The organism is Pantoea sp. Tr-811 (assembly GCF_011752535.1).
GTDB lineage: Bacteria > Pseudomonadota > Gammaproteobacteria > Pseudomonadales > Pseudomonadaceae > Aquipseudomonas.
The window spans coordinates 14,739-38,171 of sequence record NZ_VWXJ01000023.1 but is presented as its reverse complement, the minus strand read 5'-3'; the positions used below and the strand labels follow the sequence as shown (position 1 = coordinate 38,171).

The following is a 23,433-nucleotide window of genomic DNA, read 5'->3' as shown; positions in this document are numbered from 1 at the left end:
GGATACCGGCCCGAGTCTAGCCACCCGGCTGCCCGGCAGGGCAGCATCATCAGGGCAGCGGTTGAGCTACCATGCTTACCAGTGATTTTACGGACCCGCCTGCATAAGCAGGTTAAATTGACCGTTCAGCCCACAAAGGACCCCTGCCATGACCCAGACCAACCGCCGCTTCCTGCTCGCCAAACGCCCAGTGGGCGCCGTGCGCCGCGACGACTTCACCTTTGAGCGCGTGCCTGCCGAAGCGCCGGCAGACGGCCAGGTGCAGGTGCGCAACCTGTACCTGTCGCTGGACCCGGCCATGCGCGGCTGGATGAACGAGGGCAAGTCGTACATCCCGCCCGTGGCGCTCGGCCAGGTGATGCGGGCCCTGGGCGTTGGTGAAGTGGTTGCCTCCAAGCACCCCGACTTCAAGCCTGGCGATCATGTTAGCGGCGCCCTCGGCGTGCAGGATTTGTTCACCGGCGAACCCCAGGGCCTGCACAAGATCGACCCGCGCCTGGCCCCGCTGCCACGCTACCTGTCGGCCCTGGGCATGACCGGCATGACCGCCTACTTTGCCCTGCTCGACGTCGGCCAGCCCAAGGCCGGTGATACCGTGGCGATCTCCGCCGCCGCCGGTGCGGTGGGCAGCATCGTCGGGCAAATCGCCAAGCTCAAGGGCTGCCACGTGGTCGGCATTGCCGGCGGCGCGCAGAAATGCCAGTACCTGAAGGACGAACTGGGCTTCGACGGGGTGATCGACTACAAAGCCGAGAACGTGCTCGAAGGCCTTAAACGCGAGTGCCCCAAAGGCGTGGATGTGTACTTCGACAACGTGGGCGGGGAAATCCTCGACGCCGTGCTCACGCGCATCAACTTCAAGGCGCGCATCGTCATCTGCGGCGCAATCAGCCAGTACAACAACAAGGAGAACGTGCAAGGCCCGGCCAACTACCTGGCGCTGCTGGTGAACCGCGCACGCATGGAAGGCTTCGTGGTAATGGACCATGCCAAGGACTATGGCAAGGCCGCGCAGGAAATCGCCGGCTGGCTGGCCAGTGGCAAGGTCAAGAGCAAGGAGGATGTGGTCGAGGGGCTGGAAACCTTCCCCGAGACGCTGCTGAAACTCTTCAGCGGTGAAAACTTCGGCAAGCTGGTGTTGAAAGTTTGACCCCTTGCAACCGGGGAGCCCCTGCCGGTTCCTCGGTTGCTAGCACATAGGCATTAATCAATTGTGAATAAATTGTAGTGAAATTGTGAAAACTCAGTATCATTGGATCCAATGATTATGGCTTTTTGGCACTACAAGGACGATGCGTGGTAGGTAATACACAGCAATGGCAGGACGAATTCCCTCACACCGTGCAGCTTCGCGACACCACCCTGCACTTTCAGTCTCCCATCCCGGCCCACACCCGCAAGGCGCTCGAACAACTGGTTGAGCAAACGCCTGCAGCCAAACGGGTGAGCGCGCCGCTGGCGTGCTCTGCCAGCAAACTGTTCACCAAACGCGAACAACTCGACTCGCTGCGCAAGAAATGGCGAATGCAGCGTGGCAGCCCCAAGCGCAATGGCATGTACGACTGGTCGCTGGAAGAATTGATCAACACCCACGAAGCAGCCAGGCGCGGCGCCCGCGTCCCCGCGCTGAAAGGCTTCGGCTACCGCCGCTCGAAACTCGGCCTGATGCAAGACTTCATCCTGATTACCGAGTTGCTGACCGGGCACGTGGACGGCATGAGCACCGTTCGCCAGGCGCCGGAATCCGTACACCACGTGATACGGGCAACCTTCGAGCTGCTGCATGCCCTGCACGCCCAGGGTATTACCCACATGGACCTGTGGGCGGCGAACGTCATGCTACCCAAGCGCGGCGAAGCCCAGGCGATCGACCTGGAGAACAGCTTCTCGGAGCCTACCGACTACCTGAGCGAAACGTTGGGCTTTCAGTTCGGTTTTTTCTACTTTCGAGAAATCTACCGCTACATCACCGAAGCGGACTATGATGCTGCGGTAGAATGCGCGCTCGCCGAGTACTTCCCGGATGTGCAACGCGCCGCCTTCAACCGGGTGTATGCGCTCGCCAAGCATGAAGAAATCGGGCGCTTGAAGCGCCGAGAAATCTTCACCAGTGGTGTGCTCGAAAGCCGCTGGTAGAGCGTCATGGCTACCCCATGACTTCACAGAGTAGAAAATGATCAAGATCACCCAGACTATCGAATGCTCCAACACCGCCCCGTTCGTATTGTTCGGCGGCATCAATGTGCTCGAGTCCGAGGACCTGGCGTTGACCGCCTGCGCCGAGTACGTTCGGGTAACCGAGAAACTGGGCATCCCCTACGTATTCAAGGCCAGCTTCGACAAGGCCAACCGTTCCTCGATCCACTCCTACCGTGGCCCAGGCATGGAAGAAGGCCTGCGCATCTTCGAAAAGGTGAAAGCCGAGTTCGGCGTGCCGATCATCACCGACGTGCATGAAATTCACCAGTGCGCCCCGGTGGCCGAAGTGGTCGACGTGCTGCAGCTGCCGGCCTTCCTGGCACGCCAGACCGACCTGGTGGTGGCCCTGGCCAAAACCGGCAAGCCGGTGAACATCAAGAAGCCGCAATTCCTCAGCCCGTCGCAGATGCAGAACATCGTGCAGAAGTTCAAGGAAGCCGGTAACGACCAGCTGATCCTGTGCGACCGCGGCACCTGCATGGGCTACGACAACCTGGTGGTCGACATGCTCGGCTTTGGCGTGATGAAACGCACCTGCGACAACCTGCCGATCATCTTCGACGTGACCCACGCCCTGCAAAACCGCGACCCGTCGGGCGCCGCCTCCGGTGGCCGCCGCGAGCAGGTGGTCGACCTGGCACGCGCCGGCATGGGCGTTGGCCTGGCTGGCCTGTTCCTGGAAGCCCACCCGAACCCCGACCAAGCCAAGTGCGATGGCCCAAGCGCCCTGCCGCTGGACAAGCTGGAGCCGTTCCTGGCGCAGATCAAGGCGCTGGACGACCTGGTGAAGTCGTTCCCACCCCTGACTATCGCCTGATCGACCGCCCGCCCAAAAGGCCGGCACGCACCCGCGTGTCGGCCTTTTCATCATGTGATAGGTATAAATTGCCCGCAGAGCGTAACAACGTGCTACGCCAGGGGCCCAATGGTCGCGCCGCCCCGGCGCTTGCAGTACCCTTGGCAAATACTGCCGACCGTGAGCCTCAAGCTTGAGCAAAAAGGCGATAAGTGAGCTGCAATGAATGAATGCAGCGATGACCCTGTTTAGAGGCTTCTACATGCACGCCGAACACCCTGCCAATGAGTCACCCCTGGTGACCGTGATCATAGCGTCCTATAACCATGCCAGGTACATCGAGCAAAGCATCCTCAGCGTCATCAACCAGACCTACGACAACATCGAGCTGCTGGTCATCGACGACGGCTCCAAGGACGACAGTCCCCGCCTGCTGCAACAGCTGCAGCAGCAACATGGCTTCGACCTGAAGCTGCAGGCCAACCAGGGCCTGGCGCGCACCCTGAACCAGGCGATCGCCCGCGCCAAGGGCAACCTGATCGTGCCGTTCGGCTCTGACGACATCATGGTCCCGCACCGTATCGCCACCCAGGTGGCCTACATGCAAGGCAAACCGGAAGTTGGCATCTGCTCGGCAAACATCGAAACCATCGACCAGGACGGCAAGGTCATGGGCGCCCGCGAGCAGCGCAACCGCAACCTGCCCTTCCGCCGCCTGGACTTCGACGACCTGTTCCTGGACCGCAAGCCCGGGCCGATGGCGGCCACCTTGATGCTACGCCGCGAGGCGCTGGAGAAAGTGGGCGGGTTCCATGACCAGATCCGCCTGGAGGATGTGTACATCGAGCTGTCGATTGCCCACGCCGGCTACTTCATCGATGTGCTGGGCGAGGTGCTGGCGCAATACCGCGACCACCCCACCAACACCTTCAAGAACGGCCGCTTCATGATCGACAACGTACTCAAGACCTACGCGATCTTCAGCGACCACCCAAGCTACGAACAGGTGTGCATGCGCTTTCGCAACTCCATGCTGCTCAAGTACGCCAACCGGGACAAGCCACTCGCCCGGGAAATCCTTTCGAACATCCCGGTGAAGTATTGGAACAGGAAGACCTTGCGCGGCCTGTGGCGCCTGGTGTGGTCTTAAGCCAGGCGCTGGCGCGCCTGCTGCAACAGCCATTGGCCATACACCAGCGCCAGCGGCATCCAGATCAGGTACCAATGCTCTTTCGGGCGTGACATGAACGCACTGCCTTCGGTCAGGCCCGAGGCGAACCCGAAGATCATCCAGGTGGCGGCCAGCATCACGAAGGGCTGCGCCCGGTTGCGCCAGCAGAAGTGCATGGCCAGGCCATAGATTGCCATCCACAGTACCAACCCTACGATGCCACCGGCGTACAGCACGCCCAGTTCGATGTTGTGCGGGTCGGCCAAGGTCTGCTCAAGGCCTGGGATGATCACGGTCATGTGCGTGTCGTAGCCATGGCCGAACCACGGGTGTTCGCCGATCTGGCGCAGCGACTCCATCCAGATGGCCGGGCGGTAGGACACACCGCGCTGTAGGATCGCCTCGGGGTAAGCCAAGGCAACGCCCACCAGGCCCAGCACCACCAAGCCAACGGCCAGTAGGCCACGGCGCCGGTCACTGACCATCAGCAGCCAGCCTAACGCTGCGGCCAGCCCTACCAGAGGGGTTCGAGAGCCGGTGGCCAGCACCGCCACCAGCAGTACCGCCAGGCTCGCCAGCGCCAGCGGGTTGAACACACGCGGCCCCTGAAACCATACCACCAGCCAGATGGCGGCGAAGGTGCCCAGCACGTGGGCCGTCAGCAGCGGGTTGTAGAACGCCCCATAGCCGGTGAAGCGCCCGCTGGCATCTGGATGGTAGGCGAAGTACGCCAGCATCAGGGCCGTGGCCAGCGCCGCTATCACGGCAGCCAGGCGCACGCATTGCTGGAACAGCGGCGGTGACTGCAGGCAGATCATGCCCGCCGACATCAGCAGCATGGCCACGTAAAGCGGCCGCTTGAGCAAGCTGCCCAACGAGTTTTCGGTATCGGCCCAGGCCACGGTGAGCATGGTGTAGGCACTGAACACCAGGAAAGCGATGAACAGCGGGTTGCTGAACAGCGCCTTGGCGACCCGTGGCTGGAGGATCAGCGCCACCAGCGTGGGTGCAGCCAGCAGGATGTAGAAAAGCTTGTGGTACAGCGCCCGGTCGCCAACCCAGAACATGCCCGTCATGATCGACAGCCAGCCCAGCGGCAACACGTAGCGCGTGATGAGGGCACCCCATCGTTGAGCTGGAGAAGCGGTCAGTGCATCAGTTTGCATCTAGCGTCCTCTTGCAAATGGAGATTTGGCGCACCCGTGCGCCGGGCCCTCAGCATCTCAGGTTTTGATGAACATCATCCATGGGGGCGACACAGCGGCGGGTTTCAGCGGCTGATTTCAGCCACGACGGCCCTCAGTGCATCGGCCGGGTTGGCCGCCTGGCTGATCGGGCGGCCGATTACCAGGTAGTCGGAACCGGCGTCCAGCGCCTGGCGCGGGGTGAGGATGCGGCGCTGGTCGTCCTGGGCGCTGCCGGCGGGGCGAATGCCTGGGGTTACCAGTTGCAGCGCCGGGTGCGCGGCTTTCAGCGCCGGGGCTTCCAGGGCCGAGCATACCAGGCCGTCCATGCCGGCCTTCTGGGCCAGTGCGGCCAGGCGCAGCACCTGCTCTTGCGGGTCGACATCCAGGCCGATGCCAGCCAGGTCTTCACGCTCCATGCTGGTGAGCACGGTCACGCCGATCAGCAGCGGCTGCGGGCCACTGCGCTTGGCCAGTTCTTCGCGGCAGGCCGACATCATGCGCAGGCCACCGGAGCAGTGCACGTTGACCATCCACACGCCCATCTCGGCGGCCGCCTTCACGGCCATGGCGGTGGTGTTGGGAATGTCGTGGAACTTGAGGTCGAGGAACACCTCGAAGCCCTTCTGGCACAGGGTTTCGACAATGCCGGAGGCACTGCTGGTGAACAGCTCCTTGCCCACCTTGACGCGGCACAGGGCCGGGTCCAGCTGGTCGGCCAGCTTGAGGGCGGCGTCACGGGTAGGGAAATCCAGGGCGACGATCAGGGGCGTCTGGCAGGCGGACATGTCGAGGTCTCTTTGGCAAGTCAAAACGGCGCGCATTGTACGCGAGATTTGGTCGGCCAGGGGGCAGGATCCTATAATGGAACCAACCAATGGCGCAGTTGCTCGAATTTCCTACAAGCGATGCGCTTTTTGAGAATGGGAGAAACACACATGCCTTGGTATGCCTGGCTGATACTCATCATAGCCTTGGGTTCGATCGTCGGCGGGCTGATGATGCTGCGTGATACGGCGAAGAAGCTGCCGTTGACGGATGAGCAATTGCGCAAGGTGCACGAGCGCAATGCCGAGGCCGATGCCAAGGATGCGCAGGATCGGTAGGAGGACAGCGACCCCGCAATTTCCTGTGATTCCCTGTGATTCCCGTAGGAGCGAGCAAAGCTCGCGATGGGCCGCGCAGCGGCCCCAGGGGCTGCCTTGCAGCCCATCGCGAGCTACGCTCGCTCCTACGGGGGTAAGGGTGCTTACTCCACGCTCAACTTGCCACGGTTGCGCTCCAGCAGCGCATTGCCGATGCCTTTGATTTCCAACAGTTCATCCACCGAAGCGAACGGCCCGTTGGCCTCGCGGTAGGCCACGATGGCTTCGGCCTTGGCTTTACCAATGCCGCTCAGCTCCTTTTGCAACGTAACTGCATCCGCTTGGTTCAGGTTAAGCATGGCCGAGGCCATGGCTTGCTGGCTCACCAACGGCACCGGCTCAGGTGCAGTGGTGGGCGTTGCATTGACGGAAAACGACAGGCCCGCGAACAGGGGCAGAAACAGGTAGGACAGAACGTTATTGCGCATGACAGGCACTCCTTCGAGTCAGTTTACAAGGCAGCGTTTCCTTGGCTGCCCGGTAAAACTAACGCCTCGAAGTGCGGCGAGATAGCGCCAGAAACAGCGCAGGCTGTAGGAAAGCGCCCTACCTGTCCTGGCGCTGCTGCTGGTACACCCAATCGACGATATCGCCTTCGGGCGTATAGCCATTGACCAGCTCGCGCAGCAACTGCCGAACCCGGCTGAAGTCATCCTCGGCCACCGCCTTGAGCAAGGCGCCCAGCCGCTCGCGCAGCAGGTCCCAGGCGAGATAATCCTCGTTGGCGGTCATGATCATCGGGTGCAGCGTTGGCGCCACGTCATCGCCGATTAGCAGTTCCTCATAAAGCTTCTCGCCAGGGCGCAGGCCGCTGAACTCGATGGCGATATCGCCATGGGGGTTGTTTGGGCTGCGTACGCTCAGGCCCGACAGGTGGATCATCTTCTCGGCCAGCTCCACGATCTTCACCGGCTCGCCCATGTCCAGCACGAACACGTCGCCGCCCTGCCCCATGGCCCCGGCCTGCACCACCAGTTGCGCGGCTTCCGGAATGGTCATGAAGTAGCGGGTAATTTTCGGGTGGGTGACTGTCAACGGCCCACCGGCCTTGATCTGCTTGTGGAACAGAGGGATCACCGAGCCGGAAGAACCCAGCACGTTGCCGAAGCGCACCATGGTGAAGCGGGTTTTGTTCACCCGGGATACCTTGGCACTGTCGCCGTACATCACCGGCGCCGCCTCGCGGCTGAGCGCCTGCAGAATCAGCTCGGACAAGCGCTTGGTACTGCCCATCACGTTAGTGGGGCGCACGGCTTTGTCGGTGGAAATGAGCACGAAGTTCGCCACCCCCGACTGCAAGGCCGCCTGGGCCGTGCACAGGGTGCCAAAGACATTGTTGAGAATGCCTTCGGCCATGTTGTGCTCGACCATCGGCACATGCTTGTAGGCGGCGGCGTGGTAGACCGTGTCGACCCGCCAGGTGCCCATGATGTCGGCCAAATGCTGCTGGTTACGCACCGAACCCAGAATCGGCAACAGGCGCACCTGCAGCGACTCGCGGGCAATGCGTTGCTCCAGCTCGCTGAGGATGTTGTACAGGTTGAACTCACTGTGGTCGAATAGCAGCAGCGTTCTGGGCTGCGAGCCGATGATCTGCCGGCACAGTTCCGAGCCGATCGAGCCACCAGCGCCGGTGACCAGCACCGTTTGCTTCTTGATGCAGCGTTCGAGCAGTTCCTCCTGGGCCGGCACCGGGTCGCGCCCCAGCAGGTCGGCGATGTCGACATCCTGGATGTCATCGACCTTCACCCGGCCGCTGGCAAGGTCGGCGAAGGCCGGCACACTGCGCACGTGCAGCGGGAACGGTTCGAGGAAGGCGAGGATTTCCTTGCGCCGCGAGCGCGAGGCGCGTGGCAGCGCCAACAGGATCTCCTGGGCACCGCTTTCCTTGATCATCTGCTGCAGGTGCTTGGGCTTGTACACCTGCAGCCCGGAAATAACCCGGTTGGCCAGGTCGCCGTCATCGTCGATGAACGCCACCGGGCGCATCACCCGGCCCATGCGCAGGGCCGCCAGCAGCTGGTTGCCAGCAGTACCGGCGCCATAGATGGCGACCTTGATCTGGCCATCGTCGCGGTTGGCGAAGGGAATCTGATGGTTGCCGGTGAACCAGTCACCGAGGAAATACTGGCGCATGACCAGGCGCAAGCCACCGATGATCACCAGGCTCAGCCACCAATAGTTGAAGATGATCGAGCGCGGCACGACTTCCTTGTGGTTGCTGTACCAGTACACCACCACCGCCAGGATCAACGCCGACAGGGTCACCGCCTTGATGATGGTGACCAGGGCGTCATTGCCGAAATAGCGCATCACCGCCCGGTACATGCCAAAGCGGATGAACAGCGGCACCGCCACGGTGGGCGCAGCCAGGAACAGCCAGGTGTGCTCCAGGATCGGGTTGTACATCTCGTCGATGCCCAGGCGCACGATGAACGACAGCCACAGGGCGAGCCAGATCAGCAGCACGTCGGTGCACACCTGGATCAGGCGTTTTTGCCGACGTGACAGGTTCACCAGGAACTGGCGCACGCTGTCGTTGTTTGCCTCGCTCATCCGGCCCTCCTCAAGGTGCCATGCCCGCTAGCCGTGATCATGTTACTCGCGCTTCCCAGCATGGTATTTGACCGCCAGCAGTATAAGAGGCACATAGGCCACCAGGGTTCCCGTTGCCCCGTCGAGCTGGAACGCTACCACCACCAACGCTACCGGCAGCAACCAGCCCAGATTGATTGCCGCCACCGCCAGGCTGACCGGCCGATGGCTGCCGTGCTGGCGCGAGGCATACTGGTAGGCATGGCTGCGGTGCGCCTCGTAGACGCGCTCACCGCGCAGCAAGCGGCGCCCGAGGGTGAACGTGGCATCCACCACGAACACACCCAAAAGTATTAACCATCCCCAGAATAATAGCGGATTTATCCAGGCTGCCTGCAACGCCAGCAAACCCAGCACGATGCCGAGGAAACCGCTGCCGGCGTCCCCCATGAAAATGCGCGCTGGCGGGAAGTTCCAGAACAGGAAGCCGGCCACCGTGGCCGCCAGCAACAGCGGCAACCATAGCGCCTCGGGGTGGCCCACCAGCGCGTACAGCAGGCAGCCGCCCAGGCACACGCAGATGGCCTCGATGCTGGCGATGCCGTCGATGCCGTCCATGAAGTTGTACAGGTTGAGCAGCCACACCAGGTACAGCGCACCGAGCACAGCGCCCAGCCAGGCGCTGTGAAGCTCCCAACCGAACACCAGCAGCGGCGGCAGGCCACCCAGCCAGGCAAGCCCCCAGCCAGCGGCCAGGAAGTGCCCGAGCAGGCGCCAGCGCGCAGCGATATGGCCGTGGTCGTCCATGAACCCGATCACCGCTACCAGCCCGCCGGCACCCAGCAGGCCGGCCAAATGCGACGGCGCTAGCAGGCCGTTCCAGCCCAGGGCCAGTGCCGCCAGCATGAACGTGATGACGAACGACAGGCCGCCACCGCGCGGGGTCGGCAGGCTGTGCGAGCTGCGGGCGTTGGGGATGTCCAGCAGGCTGCGGGACAGCGCGTAACGGCGCAGGCCCGCGGTCATTGCCAGGGCGGCGAGGCCTGCGGCCAGCATCAGCCAGATCATCGAGGTTGGGCATCCAGGAAAGCGCGGGCGGTCACGTTGAGTCCTTGTTGCAGCGTGTAGGGAGGTGCCCAGCCCAGCAGTTGCCGGTTCTTGGCGATGTCGACTTGCAGCGAGCCTAGCAGGCGTTGCGCCAGGTCGCCGCGCCCAAGCACCCGCGCCGCCATGTGCAGCAGCACAGGTGGCACTGGCAGCAGGCGCGCCGGGCGCCCGAGTGCCTGGCCGAGGGCGCGCAGCAGTTCGCTGAGGGTCACGTCCTGGCCGTCGCTGGCCAGAAACACCTGGTTGGCCGCTTGCGGGTGATCGAGGCAAGTCATTACCAGGTCGACGAGGTTGTCCACGAACACCAGGCTGCGGCGGTTGCGCAGTGCGCCCAGCGGCAACGGCACGCCGCGCTGCACCCAGCGCAGCATGCTGAGGAAGTTGGCCTTCACCCCTGGCCCGTAGACCAGCACCGGGCGTACCACCACCACTTCCATGCCGGTAGCCGCCGCCAGTTGCAGCAGGCCCTGCTCGGCCTCGTGCTTGGACACCCCATAGGCGTCCTGGGGCGCGGGCGGGTCATCGGCGCGCAGGGGCTGGCCGGGCTGGCTGAGTTCGCCATTGACCTTGATCGAGCTTATGAAGATGAAGCGGCGCACACCGGCGGCCGCAGCCTGGCGTGCGAGGTTCAGCGTGCCTTCGGTGTTGACCCGGCGGTGTTCGGCCTGGCTGTCATTGGCATTTTCCTGCATGACATGCACCCGGGCGGCGGCATGGATGACCGCGTCGGCACCTGCCAGCAGCGGGGCCCAGTCGGTCGCGGCGCCGAGTTCACCGTCACGGCGTGACGGGGCGCGGACGCTGAAGGCGCCGGAGGCGTTCAACTGGCGGCACAGGGCGCTGCCTACGAAACCGCTGGCGCCGGTGACAAGAATTGTTCGTCTGTCCATGAATAGTATTCTTAGCGCTAATCCAAAATCTGGCGCGACCGTTGTAGGAGCGGGCTTGCCCCGCGAACACCGGCGAAGCCGGTGCCCGGCACCGCGGCGCCTGCTTCGCGGGGCAAGCCCGCTCCTACAAGGGCCGTGATGCATTACGAAGGCTGGCGGTGGTCCAGCAGGCTTCGGTACAAATCGGCATAGGCCGCGGCCATGGCCGGGGCGGTGAACACCTGCTCGTAGCGCTCCAGGGCCTTGGCGCCCATGGCCTGGGCCATGGCTGGGTCATCCCACAGGCGCTGCATGGCCCGGGCCAGTGCCGGGGCGTCGCGTGGCGGTATGACCAGGCCGGTTTGGTCGGCCAGGTTGATGAAGGTCGTGCCCGAGCCCATTTCGCAGGAAATCAACGGCTTGCCGTACATCGCCGCTTCCAGCAAGGAAATACCGAAGGATTCCGAACGCAGGTGCGAGGGAAACACGAAGCCGTAGCACAGTTCGAGCAATGCGGCCTTGTCTTCGTCCGGCAGGCCGCCCAGGAAATGCACATTGCCCAGGCCAAGGTCGGCTGCCTGTTGCTTCAACTCGGCCTCAAGGAAACCGCCACCCATGATCACCACCGGCAACCCATTGAGCTTGGCCGCCTGCAGCAGGTAATCCAGGCCCTTGTAGTAACGCAGTGCCCCCACGAACAGGAAGAACCGCTCACCCAGCCGCTCGCGCCAGTAGGCCAGCTTGCTGGCCGACGCCTGCGGATAGGTGGCCCGATCCAGCCCATAGGGAATGATCGAGACTTTGTCCTTGAAGCGCGTCAACACCGGGCTGTGGGCCGCGTAGTTGGGCGAGGATGCCACCACCCGGTCGACGCTTGCGAAAAACCGGTGCATCAGCGGCTGGTAGAGCTTGAGCAGCCACTTTTGCTTGATGATGTCCGAATGGTAGCTGACCACGGTCGGCTTGTTCAGGCGGGCCAGGAAGTGCACCAGGTCCATGTAGGGCCAGGGGAAGTGGTAATGCACGATGTCGGCCTGGCGGGCCAGCTCGGTGAAATCCTTCAGCGCCGACACGGAAAAACCGGTGGAGGCCAGGTGCAGGTCGAGCTTGGCACGGTGCGTGAGGTGGTTCGCCACTGGCTCGTTGCGCGCCGCGCCGCGGTCGCTGAGGTAAAGCACTTCGGACTCGATACCGTGGGTGCGGGTGCCTTCGGCGATCTGGAAGATGACCTGCTCGATACCGCCCATGGAGTCGGGGTAATAGGTTTTGAAAAAGTGCAGTACCTTGATCATCGTCCCTCGCTGACCTTGCGGTAGACCTCGATGGTGGCCTGGGCACAACGCTCCCAGGAGAACCCGGCGGCGTGCTGCAAGCCCTGCTGCACGGCCGACTGGCGCCAGGCTTCGTCCTCAAGCCCTTGCTGCAACAGGGCGCTCAGGCCATCGACGTCGTCCGGCGCGCACATCAGTGCGGCCTGCCCTGCCACTTCTGGCAACGAGGAGCTGTTGGAGCACACCACCGGCACGCCCGAGCTCATGGCTTCGAGCACCGGCAGGCCGAAGCCTTCGTAGTGCGAGGGGAAGGTGAACAAGCGCGCGCCGGCATACAGCAGCGGCAGCTCTTCGCTGGCGGCAAAGCCCAGGTAGCGCGCCCAACCTTGTTGCTGCGCCTGGGCGATGCGTTGGTGAATGGCCTCGCTGCGCCAGCCGTGGTAGCCGGTGAGGATCAGGGGCCAGCGCTGGCGCAGCGCCAATGGCAGCTTGCCGTAGGCATCCAGCAGGGTTTCCAGGTTCTTGCGCGGCTCGATGGTGCCGACATACAAGCTGTAGCCACCCGGCACCAGGCCATGGCGGGCCAGCGTTTCACGCAGGGCCTCGGCGCTGCGCGGGTAGAATTCCGGCGAACTGGCCAGGGGCACTGCATGGATGCGTTCGATGGGCCAGGCGAAGTAATCGGCCAGCTCCTGGCGGGTGTAGCGCGAATCGGTGATCAGCGCGTCTGCACGTGCCAGCGTCTGCTTGAGTTCTTTCTGCAGGTAGCGTGCAATCTGCGGGGCCTGGCAGTGCGCCCAGGTAAAGGGCGACAGGTCATGAAACGTTGCCACGCTGCGCCCAGCGAACGGCGGCAGGTAGTAATTGGGGCTGTGGTAGAGGTGGTCCTCATGCCCTTTCAGCGCACGCTTGCGCAGGTAAGGCATCAGCCGCCGGTAGGCCTCCACGGCCAAGCCGTTCTTTTGCACCAGGCGCTTGAGCCCGTGCACCGCATCGGACTGCTCAGCCGCCTGGGGCAAGGCCGGCAGGAAGCGCCGCCCGGCAAAGAACTCAAGGTGCGTGATTGCGCTGCTGTTCTGCAGGCGCGTGGCCAGTTCGTAGGTGTAGCGCCCTATGCCGGTCAGCGGGAAGCGGACCGGCTCGACGGAAAGGATGAGCTTCATTTACCCGTAAGCATCCAACCCAGGGTTTCATCCAACGACGGGGTTTGCCAGCCCGGTACCAGGGCGCGCAGGAGGCTGTTGTCACCACAGAGGCTTTTGACCTCGTTGGCGCGCACGAACGCCGGGTTGACCTGCACCTCGATAGCATGGCCGGTGATGGCCGAGCACTTGGCGATCACTTCGCGCAGCGAGTGGGTTTGCCCGGAGCTGACGTTCACCGTCTGCCCCACCGGGCGTGCTTCGATCAGGCCACGGTAGGCCTGCACCACGGCGCGCACGTCGCTGAAATCGCGCCATACATCAAGGTTGCCGAGTTCGATGGTGTCGGCCTTGCGCTGGAAGTGCGAGACGATCTTGGGCAGCAGGAAGTTCTCTGCCTGCCCGACACCGGTGTAGTTGAAGGGGCGCGTGATGACGATTGGCAGGCGGTCGAACCACAGCCGGGCCATGTATTCCATGGCCAGCTTGCTGACCGCGTAATCATTGGCCGGTGCGGGCAGCGTCTGCTCGCCCAGCATCCCTTCGGAAACATTGCCATAGACGTTGGCGCTGCTGGCGATCAACACACAGTCTGGTGTTTTGCCGCAGGCCGCGATGGCTTCGAGCAGGTTGCGCGTGCCCACCAGGTTCACCTGGTAGAACGCATCGGCGGCGCCGTGCCCGACAAAAGCGATGGCAGCCAGATGCACGATGACATCCGGCTGCAGTTCGGCCAGCAATGCACGCAGGCCAGGGCCGTCGGTGAGGTCGACCTGATGGTAGTCAGGTGCCTGCGACGGCTGGCTGCCAGTCCCTATGACGTGATAACCACGGGCTTGCAACTCGGCTGCCATGTAGCGGCCGGTGAAGCCCTGAATCCCTGTGATGAGCGCGCGTTTGCTGGCCATTTGCATCAGAACGAGAACCCTTTTTCGTTACGACGCAGGTCGGCTTCGACCATCATGCGGCACAGCTCTTCGAGGCTGGTTTTTGGCTCCCAACCCAGCACTTCCTTGGCCTTGGCCGGGTTGCCGATCAGCAGCTCGACTTCCGCAGGGCGATAGAATTTCGGGTTGATGACGACCAGCACCTTGCCAGTGGCGGCGCAGGTGCCCTGCTCGGCTTCGTCCTTGCCCGCCCAGGTGATTTCGATGCCGGCGGCCTTGAAAGCCATGGACACGAAGTCACGCACGGTTTCGGTACGGTTGGTGGCGAGCACGAAGGTGTCTGGCACTTCGGCTTGCAGCATGCGCCACATGCCTTCGACGTATTCCTTGGCAAAGCCCCAGTCGCGCTTGGCGTCGAGGTTGCCCAGCTCCAGCTTGTCGAGCAGGCCGAGTTTGATCTTGGCCACCGAGTCGGTGATCTTGCGGGTGACGAACTCACGGCCGCGCAGTGGCGACTCGTGGTTGAACAGGATGCCGCTGGTGGCGAAGATGCCGTACGACTCGCGGTAGTTGATGGTCATCCAGTGGGCGTACAGCTTGGCCACACCGTAGGGGCTACGCGGGTAGAACGGGGTATCCTCGACCTGCGGAATGGCCTGGACCTTGCCGAACATTTCCGAGGTGGACGCCTGGTAGAAGCGCACCTTCGGGTTGACGATGCGGATGGCTTCGAGCAGGTTCACCGCACCCAGGCCGGTGATTTCGGCGGTGGTGATGGGCTGTTCGAAGGAAACGCCCACGAAGCTCTGCGCCGCGAGGTTGTACACCTCGGTGGCTTCAGTGGTTTGCAGCAGGCGAATGCTGGCCGAGAGGTCGGTGAGGTCGTATTCGACCAGGTGCAGATTGGGGTTGGTGTGGATACCCAACTCTTCTATGCGCCAGAAGTTGACCGAGCTGGTGCGACGGTAGGTGCCGTAGACGGTGTAGCCCTTTTCCAGCAGCAGTTCCGCCAGGTAGGCGCCGTCTTGACCAGTGATCCCAGTGACGATTGCTTTCATGCGACTTAACCAACTCCGATAGTGCCGTGCGGGCATGTGTGAATGTCAGACCGGCGCGGGCGAATCCTGCCACGCGCACTTTAAGGTTCGATGACGGAGTATACATCTGTTGGACGGTGCGCTCGACTTGGAAAAAGCCGGCGCTCGCCAGGTGGTATCAATGCCCCCTGCACAGCGTACAAGCGCGGTTTTTTCCCTACAACCGAACGCTATTCGACATGGGGCGTAGGATAAGTTCCGGGAACAGTCAATTCCAGCGGAATGGGCGTAGGAAATTTCTGAATTTCCCCGCCACCGGCCTCAGGGGACATACCGTGCACATCTGGTTTGTAGGAGCGGGCTTGACCCGCGAAGCAGGCACCGCGGTGCATGGCACCGGCTTCGCCGGTGTTCGCGGGGCAAGCCCGCTCCTACACGGGGGGGGGGGGCGGTGCGGGTGCGGGCAATGTTCCCTGAGCGGTTAGCGGCGCAGCGGCTCTGCGGCGCCGTCCACCTGGGCCACATCACCGCCGGGCAAACTGGTTTCAGGAACGGGGCTCAACCACACATTCACATGGTCGACGCTGTCCTGGTTCAGCTCCCCTGCCCACCGGTTGAGCAGGAACAGGTTGGTGATGAAATCGTACTGCGACTTGAGCAAGTCACGCCGGGCCTTGAACTCGTTCTGCACCGCATTCAGCACGTCTACCGCATTCACGACGCCGAAACTGAAGGCCTTCTGCGCCGCCAGGCTCGACTTCTGCGCCGACGACAGCGCATTACGGTTGGCGCGGATTTTCTCGACGCTGGACTGGGCGGTGAGGTAGGCCGTGGTGGTTTCCTTCACCACCTGCCGGCGCACGCCTTCGGCTTGCTCTTCGGCCGCCAGCTGGTCGTCATACAGGCCACGCACCCGGGCCGAGGTGGAGCCACCGCTGTAGAGCGGGATTTTCACCCCCAGCGAGGCCACGTAGCTGTCGCTGCGCGGCGCCTGGGTGTTGTCGTAACCCTGGTCGGACTGTTGCGCGCTCAGGCTCAAGGCCAGTTGCGGGTAATGCTCGCCCTTGCCCTCGCGCACCGCCGCATTCGCAGCCTCCGCGCCGCTTTGCGAAGCCTTGAGCATCGGGTTGGTTTCAATCGCCTGGGTGATCCAGCTTTGCAAAGGCCGGGTCGGTGCCTGCAGGGCAACGTCGTTACGCACCCGGCTGAGCGGCTCGTTCACCGGCCGGCCTACGATTTCGGCCAGCGCCTCGCGGCTCACCTGCACCTGGTTGCGCGCGTCTACCTCTTGCGCCGCCAGGAAGTCGACCCGCGCTTGCATGTCGAGCTTGTCGGTGATCTTGGCCATCTGCCGGTCGAACATCATGCTCACCCGGTCGAGGTTCTTCTGCGTGGCCCGGCGCTCGGCCTGCACCAGCGCCAGCTCGTCGTCCGCTGCCAGGGCGACGAAGTAACGCTTGGCCAGGTCTACCGTGGCCTCGGCCAGGGTGTCCTCGGCCTGCTGGCCCTGCTGGGCCTTGACGCTCTTGGACTTCTGGTAGCGCTCCCAGGCCGGCTTGTTGTACAGGTACTGGGTAAGGCTCAGCGAATAGGTTTCGTTGTTGTAGATGTCGCGAGCGGTTTCATTCTTGCGCAGCACGCGGCTGGCGTTGGCATTGGCCGACACCTGTGGCAGCAACTGGCCGAAGGCCTCGCGCTGCTTCTCGGCCGCCGAACGCGCCTTGGCGTAGCCTATCAGCACGCGCGGGTCTTCCAGCCGGGCCTCGCGGTACAGGCCGGCGAGGTCCAGCGCATAGGTAGACGCCGACACCCCCTTGGGGCCCTGGTTTTCAACCGCCACCGCCTGCCAGGCGGCCATGCACATCAGTACACCGGGGAGCAAACGCAGCACAATCATTCCTCGATCAGCGATTCAGCGAACATGTTGCGCGCCGGTTTCAACAGGTACTGCAGCATGGTGCGGTCGCCTGCGTTGATCAGGACTTCAGCCGGCATGCCGGGCTGCAGTTTGCGGTTGCCGAGCTTTTTCATGCCGTCTTCGGTGACGCTGACCCGAACGAGGTAGTAAGGATCGCCGGTGCGCTCTTCAATTAGGCTATCCGCTGAGATGCGCGTCAGGGTGCCCTCAATCACTGGAGTAGTAGCCTGGTTGAAGGCGCTGAAGCGGATGTCTGCGGTTTTGCCCAGCTCAAGGCGATCGATGTCCTTGGTCGCGACCTTGGCTTCGATCACCAGCTCCGAAGAGGCCGGTACAATGTCCAGCAACGGAGTCGCAGCGCTGACTACACCACCGATGGTGTGCACTTTCATATCCAGCACCATGCCGCTTTCCGGCGCACGGATCACCACACGCGACAGCCGATCACGCAGCGCAGCTTCTTTTTCCTGCAGGTCGAAGACCTGAGCTTGCACATCGGACAACTCCTTGGCCACGTCGGAGTCGAATTTCTTCTTCAACTGCACAATCTGCAGCTCGGTTTCACCAATCTGCAGCTTGGTCTTGGTGATATTCGACTGGTGGTCGGCCACTTCAGTCTTGAGCATGTCCAGCTTGCGTTCCTGTTCCAGCAGTCGCTGGTTGTCGACGAAGCCTTCGGCGAGCAGTTCCTTCAGTTGCTTGATCTCGCCACTGTAGGATTTTTCCAGGCCGGTTTTGGTGCGGATCATGTCGTTAAGGCCGGCGATTTGCTGTTTCATCTGCTCGATGCGCTCACGGTTGACCGAAATCTCACCTTGCAAGGAGTCGCGACGAGCCTTGAACACCTGCTGTTCACCGGCCAGCGCCTCGCTGGCACGGTCCGAATCGGTGCCTTCCATGGTCACGGCCGGAATTGCCGGTAGGCCGTCGCGCTCGGCGCGCAAGCGCGCCTCTTTATAGCGGGCGACGATCAACTGGTTGCGGGTGGACTCGTATTCGGAGCTGAGCTGGCTTTCGTCCAGCACGATCAGCGGGTCGCCCTTCTTCACCAAGTCGCCGTCACGGGCATACAGTTCTTTGACGATGCCGCCTTCCAGGTGCTGCACGGTCTTGCGGTAGTTCTGCACGGTAACCGTGCCGGAGCCATGCACGGCATTGCTGAGCGGGGCGAACGCCGCCCAAGTGCCGAAGATGCCGAAGGTGACGAACACAATGGTGAGGCCGATGCGGCGGATGCCGCGGTCGGAGGTGGGCATGTCGTCGAAATTGTGGTCGAACGTGGTGATCGCTTTACTGCTCATCTGAAAATCCTTTTACGCGCCAGTGCCGGCAGGAGCTGCGGGCGCAGCGGCAGGGGCCGCGGGGGAAACCGGGTGAGGCGCGGCGGGGGCGGCCGCCGGTGGTTGCGGGGCCGACGGCTGGGCAACACGCTGCTGGGCCTGGGCTTGGGCCTTGGCCTGCTGGGCAGCCAACTCGGCAATGACCCGGTCACGCTCGCCGTACAGCGACACGGTGCCGCCGGCCATGACCAGAATGCGGTCCAGGCGCGTGAGGATATTGGGCCGGTGCGACACGATGAACACCGTGGCGCCGGTTTCCTTGAGCTTCTGCAGGGCCACGCCTAGGGCGCGCTCGCCGATGTCGTCGAGGTTGGAGTTGGGCTCGTCGAGCACGATCAGCCGCGGGTTGCCGTACAGCGCACGGGCCAGGCCGATGCGCTGGCGCTGGCCGCCGGAGAGGTTGATGCCGTCGCTGCCGATGACCGTGTCGTAGCCGTCGGGCAGCATCAGGATCATTTCGTGCACGCCAGCCATTTGCGCGGCCTGCACGACCTTTTCCGGGTCGACTTTGTCGAAGCGGGCGATGTTTTCGCTGATGCTGCCTTCGAACAGCTCGATGTCCTGGGGCAGGTAGCCGACGTATGGGCCCAGGGCTTGTTTGTCCCAGCTGGCGATATCGGCGCCGTCGAGGCGGACCACGCCGTGCTGTGGCGGCCAAATGCCCATCAGGGCACGCACCAAGGTGGACTTGCCGGCGGCGCTTGGGCCGACGATGCCGACAATGGAACCGGCTGGGGTCACGAAGTTGATGCTGCGCAGGACCGGGGTTTTGGCGCCGGGCGGGGTAACGATCAGGTTTTCGACCTGGATGTGGCCTTCGGGGGCCGGCAGCGGCATGCGCTCGGGTTCGTTTTTCAGGTCGTCCATTACCTTGCTCAGGCGGTCGTACTGCACCTTGGCGGAAACAAACCCTTTCCAGTTACCAATCATCTGGTCAATTGGCGCCAGCGCCCTACCGAGCAACAAAGAGCCCGCCATCAGCAAGCCCGGGTTGATTTCATGGGTGACCACCAGATATGCACCGATAGTCAGCATTATTGATTGCGCCCAGGTGCGGAAGGTCTTTGATGTGGAGCTGACTGTACCGCCCTTATCGCTGGCCTCGGACTGCAACAGCATGATATTTCGCTGACGCTTGGCCCAACGATTCATGAGTGTTTCGAGCATCCCCATAGACTCAATCACTTCAGCATTGCGAAGAGTCTTGGTAGTGATCACGTTGGATGCAACGTTTTCTTTGTTCGCTGTCGCTAGCGCCCTTCCCGTTACGCGATGGTTGACCACAGCCAATACGGTAAGCACCACCCCACACGCAACGGTCATCCAGCCAAACCAAGGATGGAACAGAAACATAACGATGGTGTAGATCGGGAACCACGGAGCATCAAAGAACGCAAACATGCCGGAACCGGTGAAAAATTGGCGTAACGAAGTCAGATCATTGAGCGACTGCGCCGTGGCATCAGCACCACCGCTATTTAGCGCTCGCTTGAAGCTGGCTCGGTACACATCTCGGCTAAGCATCACATCCAGACGGTTGCTGATGCGCACCATGATGCGTGAGCGCACCCACTCCAACGCCCCCATGGTCACCAACAGCACCGTCAAGATGAGCGTCAGCATGAGCAGGGTGGAGGTACTACTCGAAGGAATAACCCGACCCGACACCTGAATCATGAAGAAGGTGGGTACCAGCATCAGGGCATTGACGAAGAAGCTGAAGAAACCGACCGAAAGGAAGCTGCTTTTACAGGCTTTGAGGGCGGACTGCAGGTTATTTTCGGATAGTGAACTCATAGTATCCATACGCGAGGAAAGGCGAAAACGGCCGGCAGTGTACCACCCGTCTAGACGAGCGGCGTGTTCGTTTCCTCAAGTCATTGACCTGGCACCCGATACACAACCCACTGGCGGCTGATTGATGAAACTTGCTAACCGGCTGAGAAATGCAGGCATAGGGCCCTGCCCGACGGGCTCGACCCTAACCTTAGTTACACATCAGATTGCCACATGCGGCGGCACACATGCCGACAGACGGTAGCCTGACCCGACGAGCGACAGTATTTCGGCGCCAAAAAAACAGAAGGCTTGACCCAAGTCAACTAAAAGCCTGTAAGCTCTTGATTTCAAGTTACTTAGAACGCAAAAAGGCTGCCTGGCGATGGCCCTTCAACCACCTTCCCAGACCGCTCCGGAGCACGAACAAGGTGATTTAGTTCACTTTTTTGATGAAATTTTTTTTACCCACTGCGGTTGACAACTTTTTCACACCACTGCATCTTCGCCCCTTCGCAGGGAAAGGCCAGTAAGGCCGTTTGGTGTATGCACGGGTTTGAGCAAGTGAGCTGCCAGTGTGTTTAAAAGGAGCTTAACAACGCCATGTCTATGCCTTCGCAAACCCTAGATGGTTTGAAAATCAGCTCGCGAGTGACGCTACTCGAGCCGGGCATGTACATTTTCCGCTATGCCTCGCAGCCCCCTGCCGACAAGCCGGTTTGCATCGCGCTGCAACAAGCGCCGCTGGGCAAAGGCTCCATCGACTTCTTCCCCGCCGAAGGTGTCAGCAAGAACATGCTGACCAAACTGGGCGACACCATCGTGGCCCGTGTGAAAGGTGGCGTCACCACCGTCCTGATCACCGAGTACCACATGTTCGACGCGGTGATCGACCCAATCGACCTGCGCATCGACCGCATCGACACCTCCCCCGCCATCATGCGCACCTTTGCCGTGGTGGCCGGCGGTGAACCGACCCCAGCTATCGCCGGCAGCACAGCGCCTCTGCCGCTGGAGCTGACCGCCCACCTGCAAACCACAGGTGAAGTAACTTCCAAGGAAGGCTGGGTCGGCACCCCGAACAGCAACGAATTCATTGAAAGCTTTGCCGTGAACTGGCCGAACAAGCCGGCCGGTGTCGACCTGCTGTACACCTGCATGGTCGCCGGCTCCGGCCCTAGCCGCAACGTGTCCACCGGCACTTTCGTTGGCGTGCGTGGCGAAGGCCTGCCGCTGATTTGCGCCGGCTTCAGCCTGGTCGGCCCGCAACGCAAACACTACGAACTCACAGGCCACATTGTGTTCGGCACCGCCGAGCCACAAAGCCTGGTAACTAATCAGATGATGCATGGCCCCACTGGCACCGAGCCTCTGGTGGCGCTGCATATCGCCATAACTCCCGTTACGAAGATGAACGCTGCCCGCTCTAAATCTCCGTGGGAACACTCTGCGCAACCGCAGAAAATCAGTACAGCAAGCCTACCGGCTTGAAGTAACAGGAATACATCATGCAATACGATAGCCCCGTATCGAGCGAAAGCCTTCTGCAATCGCTGAACAACGTAGATGCCAATGTTTCGGCCGCGACCGTTGACGCCATCTCCTCCCTGCTGGGCCTGGACACCGTAGAATCGGTTGGCGTAGCCGGCGTTGTTGGCAACACCGTTGTGCTGCCGACCACCGGCAGTGTCGACGTCGTTCACGGCACCGTTGCTGGCGCACAGAATGACCAAGTTGTCGTAGATGTGAACGAAGCAGTGAACGCTGGCGCTCGCGCAATCTTCCTGCAGAGCGATGCCAACCTGGTCGTCACCGTAGACGCCCCGGCCGCCGCGCCTGTGCAGCTGTTCGCTGCCCGCGTTGCTGACATTGCAGTGGCTGCTGACACCTCGGCGCCTGAACTGGTTGTTGCAACCGGCAATGGCAACGACACCATCACCATCAAAGGCGACCAGAACACCCACATCGACGCTGGCGACGGCAACGATGTCATCGTGACTGGCAACGGTAACAACACCGTTATCGCTGGCGCAGGCAACAACAACGTCACCACCGGCTCGGGTAACGACACCATCGTACTGAGCGGCGTCAACCACACCGATATCGTTGACACCGGTGCTGGCTATGACGTAGTCCAACTGGACGGCTCGCGCACCAACTACGACTTCACCACTGGCAGCAACTACAGCGTTAACCTGACTTCGGCTGAAGGCGTTGGCCAGACTGCCCTGATCAGCAACGCTGAGTTCCTGACCTTCGTCAATGGTGACACCGTTGAAACTGTGGCCCTGGCTCACAGCGAAGACGAAGCAGCTGCACTGCGCCTGTACCAAGGCATCCTGGGCCGCGACGCTGATGTAGGCGGCGCCAAAGCCTTCACTGGTCTGGTGAACGATGGCACTTCGCTGACTGACATCGCCAACCAGTTCCTGAACTCGGCTGAGTTCGGTGGCGCCAATACCGCTGCCGACATCAACGAGCTGTACCAAGCGCTGCTGGGCCGCGACGCTGACGCAGATGGCTCCGCTGCATGGCAAGCCGTACTGGCCAACGGTGGTTCGCTGAGCGACGTGGCAGCAGGCATCGCGCTGTCGGATGAAGCTGTAACTGCAGACCAGTCCAACGGCGACTTCGTCCGCGAACTGTACCTGAACGTACTGGGCCGCGAAGTTGAGCAAGAAGGCCTGGACGCTTGGGTATCCCAGCTGTTCAGCGGCACCAGCCGTGCTGAAGTGGCTGCTGGCATCGTTGGCTCGGCCGAAGCTGCTCTGAAGTCCGACAGCGACTTCATCGACAGCCTGTACCTGTCGGCTACCGGCCGCGCCGCTGACGAAGCTGGCAAAGCTGCATGGCAAGCTGTGCTGGACAACGGCGGCACCCACGCCGACGTTGCCCTGGGCATCGTTGGTTCCGACGAAGCCATCGCGCACATCGACAACGTCGTTGTGCTGCACGGCCAGGTGTAACTAGCCCTGCTGTAGCGCGTATGCCCGGCCGCAAGGCCGGGTGTATGCAAAGGGGCGACTTTCGGGTCGCCCCTCTTTTTATTTTTTGTA

At 62.2% G+C, this 23,433-nt stretch carries 20 protein-coding genes; 7 read left to right on the top strand and 13 right to left on the bottom strand.

Going from position 1 to position 23,433, the window contains the following annotated elements:
- Window positions 1-148 precede the first annotated feature (148 nt).
- The 4 genes from F3J44_RS25825 (at window position 149) to F3J44_RS25810 (ending at window position 4,145) form a co-directional block, all read left to right on the top strand.
- The gene (locus F3J44_RS25825) at window positions 149-1,150 is read left to right on the top strand and encodes an NADP-dependent oxidoreductase (protein WP_167277289.1); all 1,002 of its coding nucleotides are present in this window, start codon (window positions 149-151) and stop codon (window positions 1,148-1,150) included.
- A 146-nt stretch (window positions 1,151-1,296) separates the two neighbouring features.
- Complete coding sequence (locus F3J44_RS25820; RefSeq protein ID WP_167058469.1) at window positions 1,297-2,136, top strand: lipopolysaccharide kinase InaA family protein; 840 nt, start codon at window positions 1,297-1,299, stop codon at window positions 2,134-2,136.
- A 37-nt stretch (window positions 2,137-2,173) separates the two neighbouring features.
- Window positions 2,174-3,016: a 3-deoxy-8-phosphooctulonate synthase gene (gene kdsA, locus F3J44_RS25815; protein WP_167058472.1), complete on the top strand. Its 843-nt coding sequence runs from the start codon at window positions 2,174-2,176 to the stop codon at window positions 3,014-3,016.
- Window positions 3,017-3,233: 217 nt separating this feature from the next.
- Entirely contained in the window at window positions 3,234-4,145 is a 912-nt protein-coding gene (locus F3J44_RS25810) for a glycosyltransferase (RefSeq protein ID WP_304622160.1), read from the top strand.
- On the opposite strand, the gene F3J44_RS25805 is transcribed toward F3J44_RS25810, so the two are convergent.
- Together F3J44_RS25805 and pyrF are read right to left on the bottom strand one after the other, a co-directional pair.
- On the bottom strand, window positions 4,142-5,332 hold the full coding sequence (locus tag F3J44_RS25805; protein ID WP_167277287.1) for an O-antigen ligase: 1,191 nt from the start codon (window positions 5,330-5,332) through the stop codon (window positions 4,142-4,144). The two genes, F3J44_RS25810 and F3J44_RS25805, sit on opposite strands and share 4 nt — an antisense overlap.
- Before the next feature lie 104 nt (window positions 5,333-5,436).
- Window positions 5,437-6,138, bottom strand: coding sequence for an orotidine-5'-phosphate decarboxylase (pyrF, locus tag F3J44_RS25800; RefSeq protein ID WP_167277285.1), 702 nt, complete (start codon window positions 6,136-6,138; stop codon window positions 5,437-5,439).
- Between the two features lie 150 nt (window positions 6,139-6,288).
- On the opposite strand from pyrF, the gene F3J44_RS25795 reads away from it, so the two are divergent.
- Window positions 6,289-6,456 carry a DUF2897 family protein gene (locus tag F3J44_RS25795; protein WP_016500979.1) on the top strand — a complete coding sequence of 56 codons (168 nt, stop codon included), beginning with the start codon at window positions 6,289-6,291 and terminating at the stop codon, window positions 6,454-6,456.
- A gap of 143 nt (window positions 6,457-6,599) precedes the next feature.
- On the opposite strand, the gene F3J44_RS25790 is transcribed toward F3J44_RS25795, so the two are convergent.
- The 11 genes from F3J44_RS25790 to F3J44_RS25740 all read right to left on the bottom strand — a co-directional run bounded on the left by F3J44_RS25790 (window position 6,600) and on the right by F3J44_RS25740 (window position 20,398).
- A complete protein-coding gene (locus tag F3J44_RS25790) occupies window positions 6,600-6,923 on the bottom strand; it encodes a ComEA family DNA-binding protein (protein WP_167058480.1) in 324 nt (107 codons plus the stop codon).
- A gap of 118 nt (window positions 6,924-7,041) precedes the next feature.
- Entirely contained in the window at window positions 7,042-9,051 is a 2,010-nt protein-coding gene (locus tag F3J44_RS25785; protein WP_167058483.1) for a nucleoside-diphosphate sugar epimerase/dehydratase, read from the bottom strand.
- 42 nt (window positions 9,052-9,093) lie between these two features.
- Window positions 9,094-10,098, bottom strand: a complete 1,005-nt coding sequence (locus F3J44_RS25780; protein WP_167277283.1) for a glycosyltransferase family 4 protein — start codon at window positions 10,096-10,098, stop codon at window positions 9,094-9,096.
- The gene (locus tag F3J44_RS25775; protein ID WP_167277281.1) at window positions 10,095-11,027 is read right to left on the bottom strand and encodes an SDR family oxidoreductase; all 933 of its coding nucleotides are present in this window, start codon (window positions 11,025-11,027) and stop codon (window positions 10,095-10,097) included. Before F3J44_RS25775 ends, F3J44_RS25780 begins: the two co-directional genes overlap by 4 nt.
- A 143-nt stretch (window positions 11,028-11,170) precedes the next feature.
- Window positions 11,171-12,298, bottom strand: a complete 1,128-nt coding sequence (locus F3J44_RS25770) for a glycosyltransferase family 4 protein (RefSeq protein ID WP_167277278.1) — start codon at window positions 12,296-12,298, stop codon at window positions 11,171-11,173.
- Window positions 12,295-13,440 (bottom strand): glycosyltransferase family 1 protein, encoded by a 1,146-nt coding sequence (locus tag F3J44_RS25765; RefSeq protein ID WP_167277275.1) that lies wholly within the window; start codon window positions 13,438-13,440, stop codon window positions 12,295-12,297. The genes F3J44_RS25770 and F3J44_RS25765 overlap by 4 nt, the downstream gene beginning before the upstream one ends.
- Window positions 13,437-14,327: a GDP-mannose 4,6-dehydratase gene (locus F3J44_RS25760; protein WP_370526789.1), complete on the bottom strand. Its 891-nt coding sequence runs from the start codon at window positions 14,325-14,327 to the stop codon at window positions 13,437-13,439. The genes F3J44_RS25765 and F3J44_RS25760 overlap by 4 nt, the downstream gene beginning before the upstream one ends.
- A 5-nt stretch (window positions 14,328-14,332) precedes the next feature.
- Window positions 14,333-15,364, bottom strand: a complete 1,032-nt coding sequence (gene gmd, locus F3J44_RS25755; protein WP_167277270.1) for a GDP-mannose 4,6-dehydratase — start codon at window positions 15,362-15,364, stop codon at window positions 14,333-14,335.
- A gap of 460 nt (window positions 15,365-15,824) precedes the next feature.
- A complete protein-coding gene (locus F3J44_RS25750) occupies window positions 15,825-17,234 on the bottom strand; it encodes a TolC family outer membrane protein (protein ID WP_205300193.1) in 1,410 nt (469 codons plus the stop codon).
- A 2-nt stretch (window positions 17,235-17,236) separates the two neighbouring features.
- Complete coding sequence (locus tag F3J44_RS25745) at window positions 17,237-18,562, bottom strand: HlyD family type I secretion periplasmic adaptor subunit (protein WP_167277265.1); 1,326 nt, start codon at window positions 18,560-18,562, stop codon at window positions 17,237-17,239.
- A 12-nt stretch (window positions 18,563-18,574) separates the two neighbouring features.
- Entirely contained in the window at window positions 18,575-20,398 is a 1,824-nt protein-coding gene (locus F3J44_RS25740) for a type I secretion system permease/ATPase (RefSeq protein ID WP_167277263.1), read from the bottom strand.
- 651 nt (window positions 20,399-21,049) lie between these two features.
- Here F3J44_RS25740 and F3J44_RS25735 point away from each other — a divergent pair.
- A complete protein-coding gene (locus F3J44_RS25735; protein ID WP_205300192.1) occupies window positions 21,050-21,868 on the top strand; it encodes a hypothetical protein in 819 nt (272 codons plus the stop codon).
- Window positions 21,869-21,885: 17 nt separating this feature from the next.
- On the top strand, window positions 21,886-23,343 hold the full coding sequence (locus F3J44_RS25730) for a DUF4214 domain-containing protein (protein WP_167277261.1): 1,458 nt from the start codon (window positions 21,886-21,888) through the stop codon (window positions 23,341-23,343).
- Window positions 23,344-23,433 lie beyond the last annotated feature (90 nt).

Excerpts from the sequence above, each read along its gene's own strand:
- F3J44_RS25805 (WP_167277287.1), bottom strand. The coding sequence starts at position 5,332 with ATGCAAACTGATGCACTGACCGCTTCTCCAGCTCAACGATGGGGTGCC.
- F3J44_RS25745 (WP_167277265.1), bottom strand. The coding sequence starts at position 18,562 with ATGAGCAGTAAAGCGATCACCACGTTCGACCACAATTTCGACGACATG.
- kdsA (WP_167058472.1), top strand. The coding sequence starts at position 2,174 with ATGATCAAGATCACCCAGACTATCGAATGCTCCAACACCGCCCCGTTC.
- F3J44_RS25775 (WP_167277281.1), bottom strand. The coding sequence starts at position 11,027 with ATGGACAGACGAACAATTCTTGTCACCGGCGCCAGCGGTTTCGTAGGC.
- F3J44_RS25790 (WP_167058480.1), bottom strand. The coding sequence starts at position 6,923 with ATGCGCAATAACGTTCTGTCCTACCTGTTTCTGCCCCTGTTCGCGGGC.
- F3J44_RS25760 (WP_370526789.1), bottom strand. The coding sequence starts at position 14,327 with ATGGCCAGCAAACGCGCGCTCATCACAGGGATTCAGGGCTTCACCGGC.
- F3J44_RS25740 (WP_167277263.1), bottom strand. The coding sequence starts at position 20,398 with ATGAGTTCACTATCCGAAAATAACCTGCAGTCCGCCCTCAAAGCCTGT.
- F3J44_RS25780 (WP_167277283.1), bottom strand. The coding sequence starts at position 10,098 with ATGATCTGGCTGATGCTGGCCGCAGGCCTCGCCGCCCTGGCAATGACC.
- F3J44_RS25810 (WP_304622160.1), top strand. The coding sequence starts at position 3,234 with ATGACCCTGTTTAGAGGCTTCTACATGCACGCCGAACACCCTGCCAAT.
- F3J44_RS25735 (WP_205300192.1), top strand. The coding sequence starts at position 21,050 with ATGTACATTTTCCGCTATGCCTCGCAGCCCCCTGCCGACAAGCCGGTT.
- gmd (WP_167277270.1), bottom strand. The coding sequence starts at position 15,364 with ATGAAAGCAATCGTCACTGGGATCACTGGTCAAGACGGCGCCTACCTG.
- pyrF (WP_167277285.1), bottom strand. The coding sequence starts at position 6,138 with ATGTCCGCCTGCCAGACGCCCCTGATCGTCGCCCTGGATTTCCCTACC.
- F3J44_RS25770 (WP_167277278.1), bottom strand. The coding sequence starts at position 12,298 with ATGATCAAGGTACTGCACTTTTTCAAAACCTATTACCCCGACTCCATG.
- F3J44_RS25795 (WP_016500979.1), top strand. The coding sequence starts at position 6,289 with ATGCCTTGGTATGCCTGGCTGATACTCATCATAGCCTTGGGTTCGATC.
- F3J44_RS25730 (WP_167277261.1), top strand. The coding sequence starts at position 21,886 with ATGCAATACGATAGCCCCGTATCGAGCGAAAGCCTTCTGCAATCGCTG.
- F3J44_RS25825 (WP_167277289.1), top strand. The coding sequence starts at position 149 with ATGACCCAGACCAACCGCCGCTTCCTGCTCGCCAAACGCCCAGTGGGC.
- F3J44_RS25765 (WP_167277275.1), bottom strand. The coding sequence starts at position 13,440 with ATGAAGCTCATCCTTTCCGTCGAGCCGGTCCGCTTCCCGCTGACCGGC.
- F3J44_RS25785 (WP_167058483.1), bottom strand. The coding sequence starts at position 9,051 with ATGAGCGAGGCAAACAACGACAGCGTGCGCCAGTTCCTGGTGAACCTG.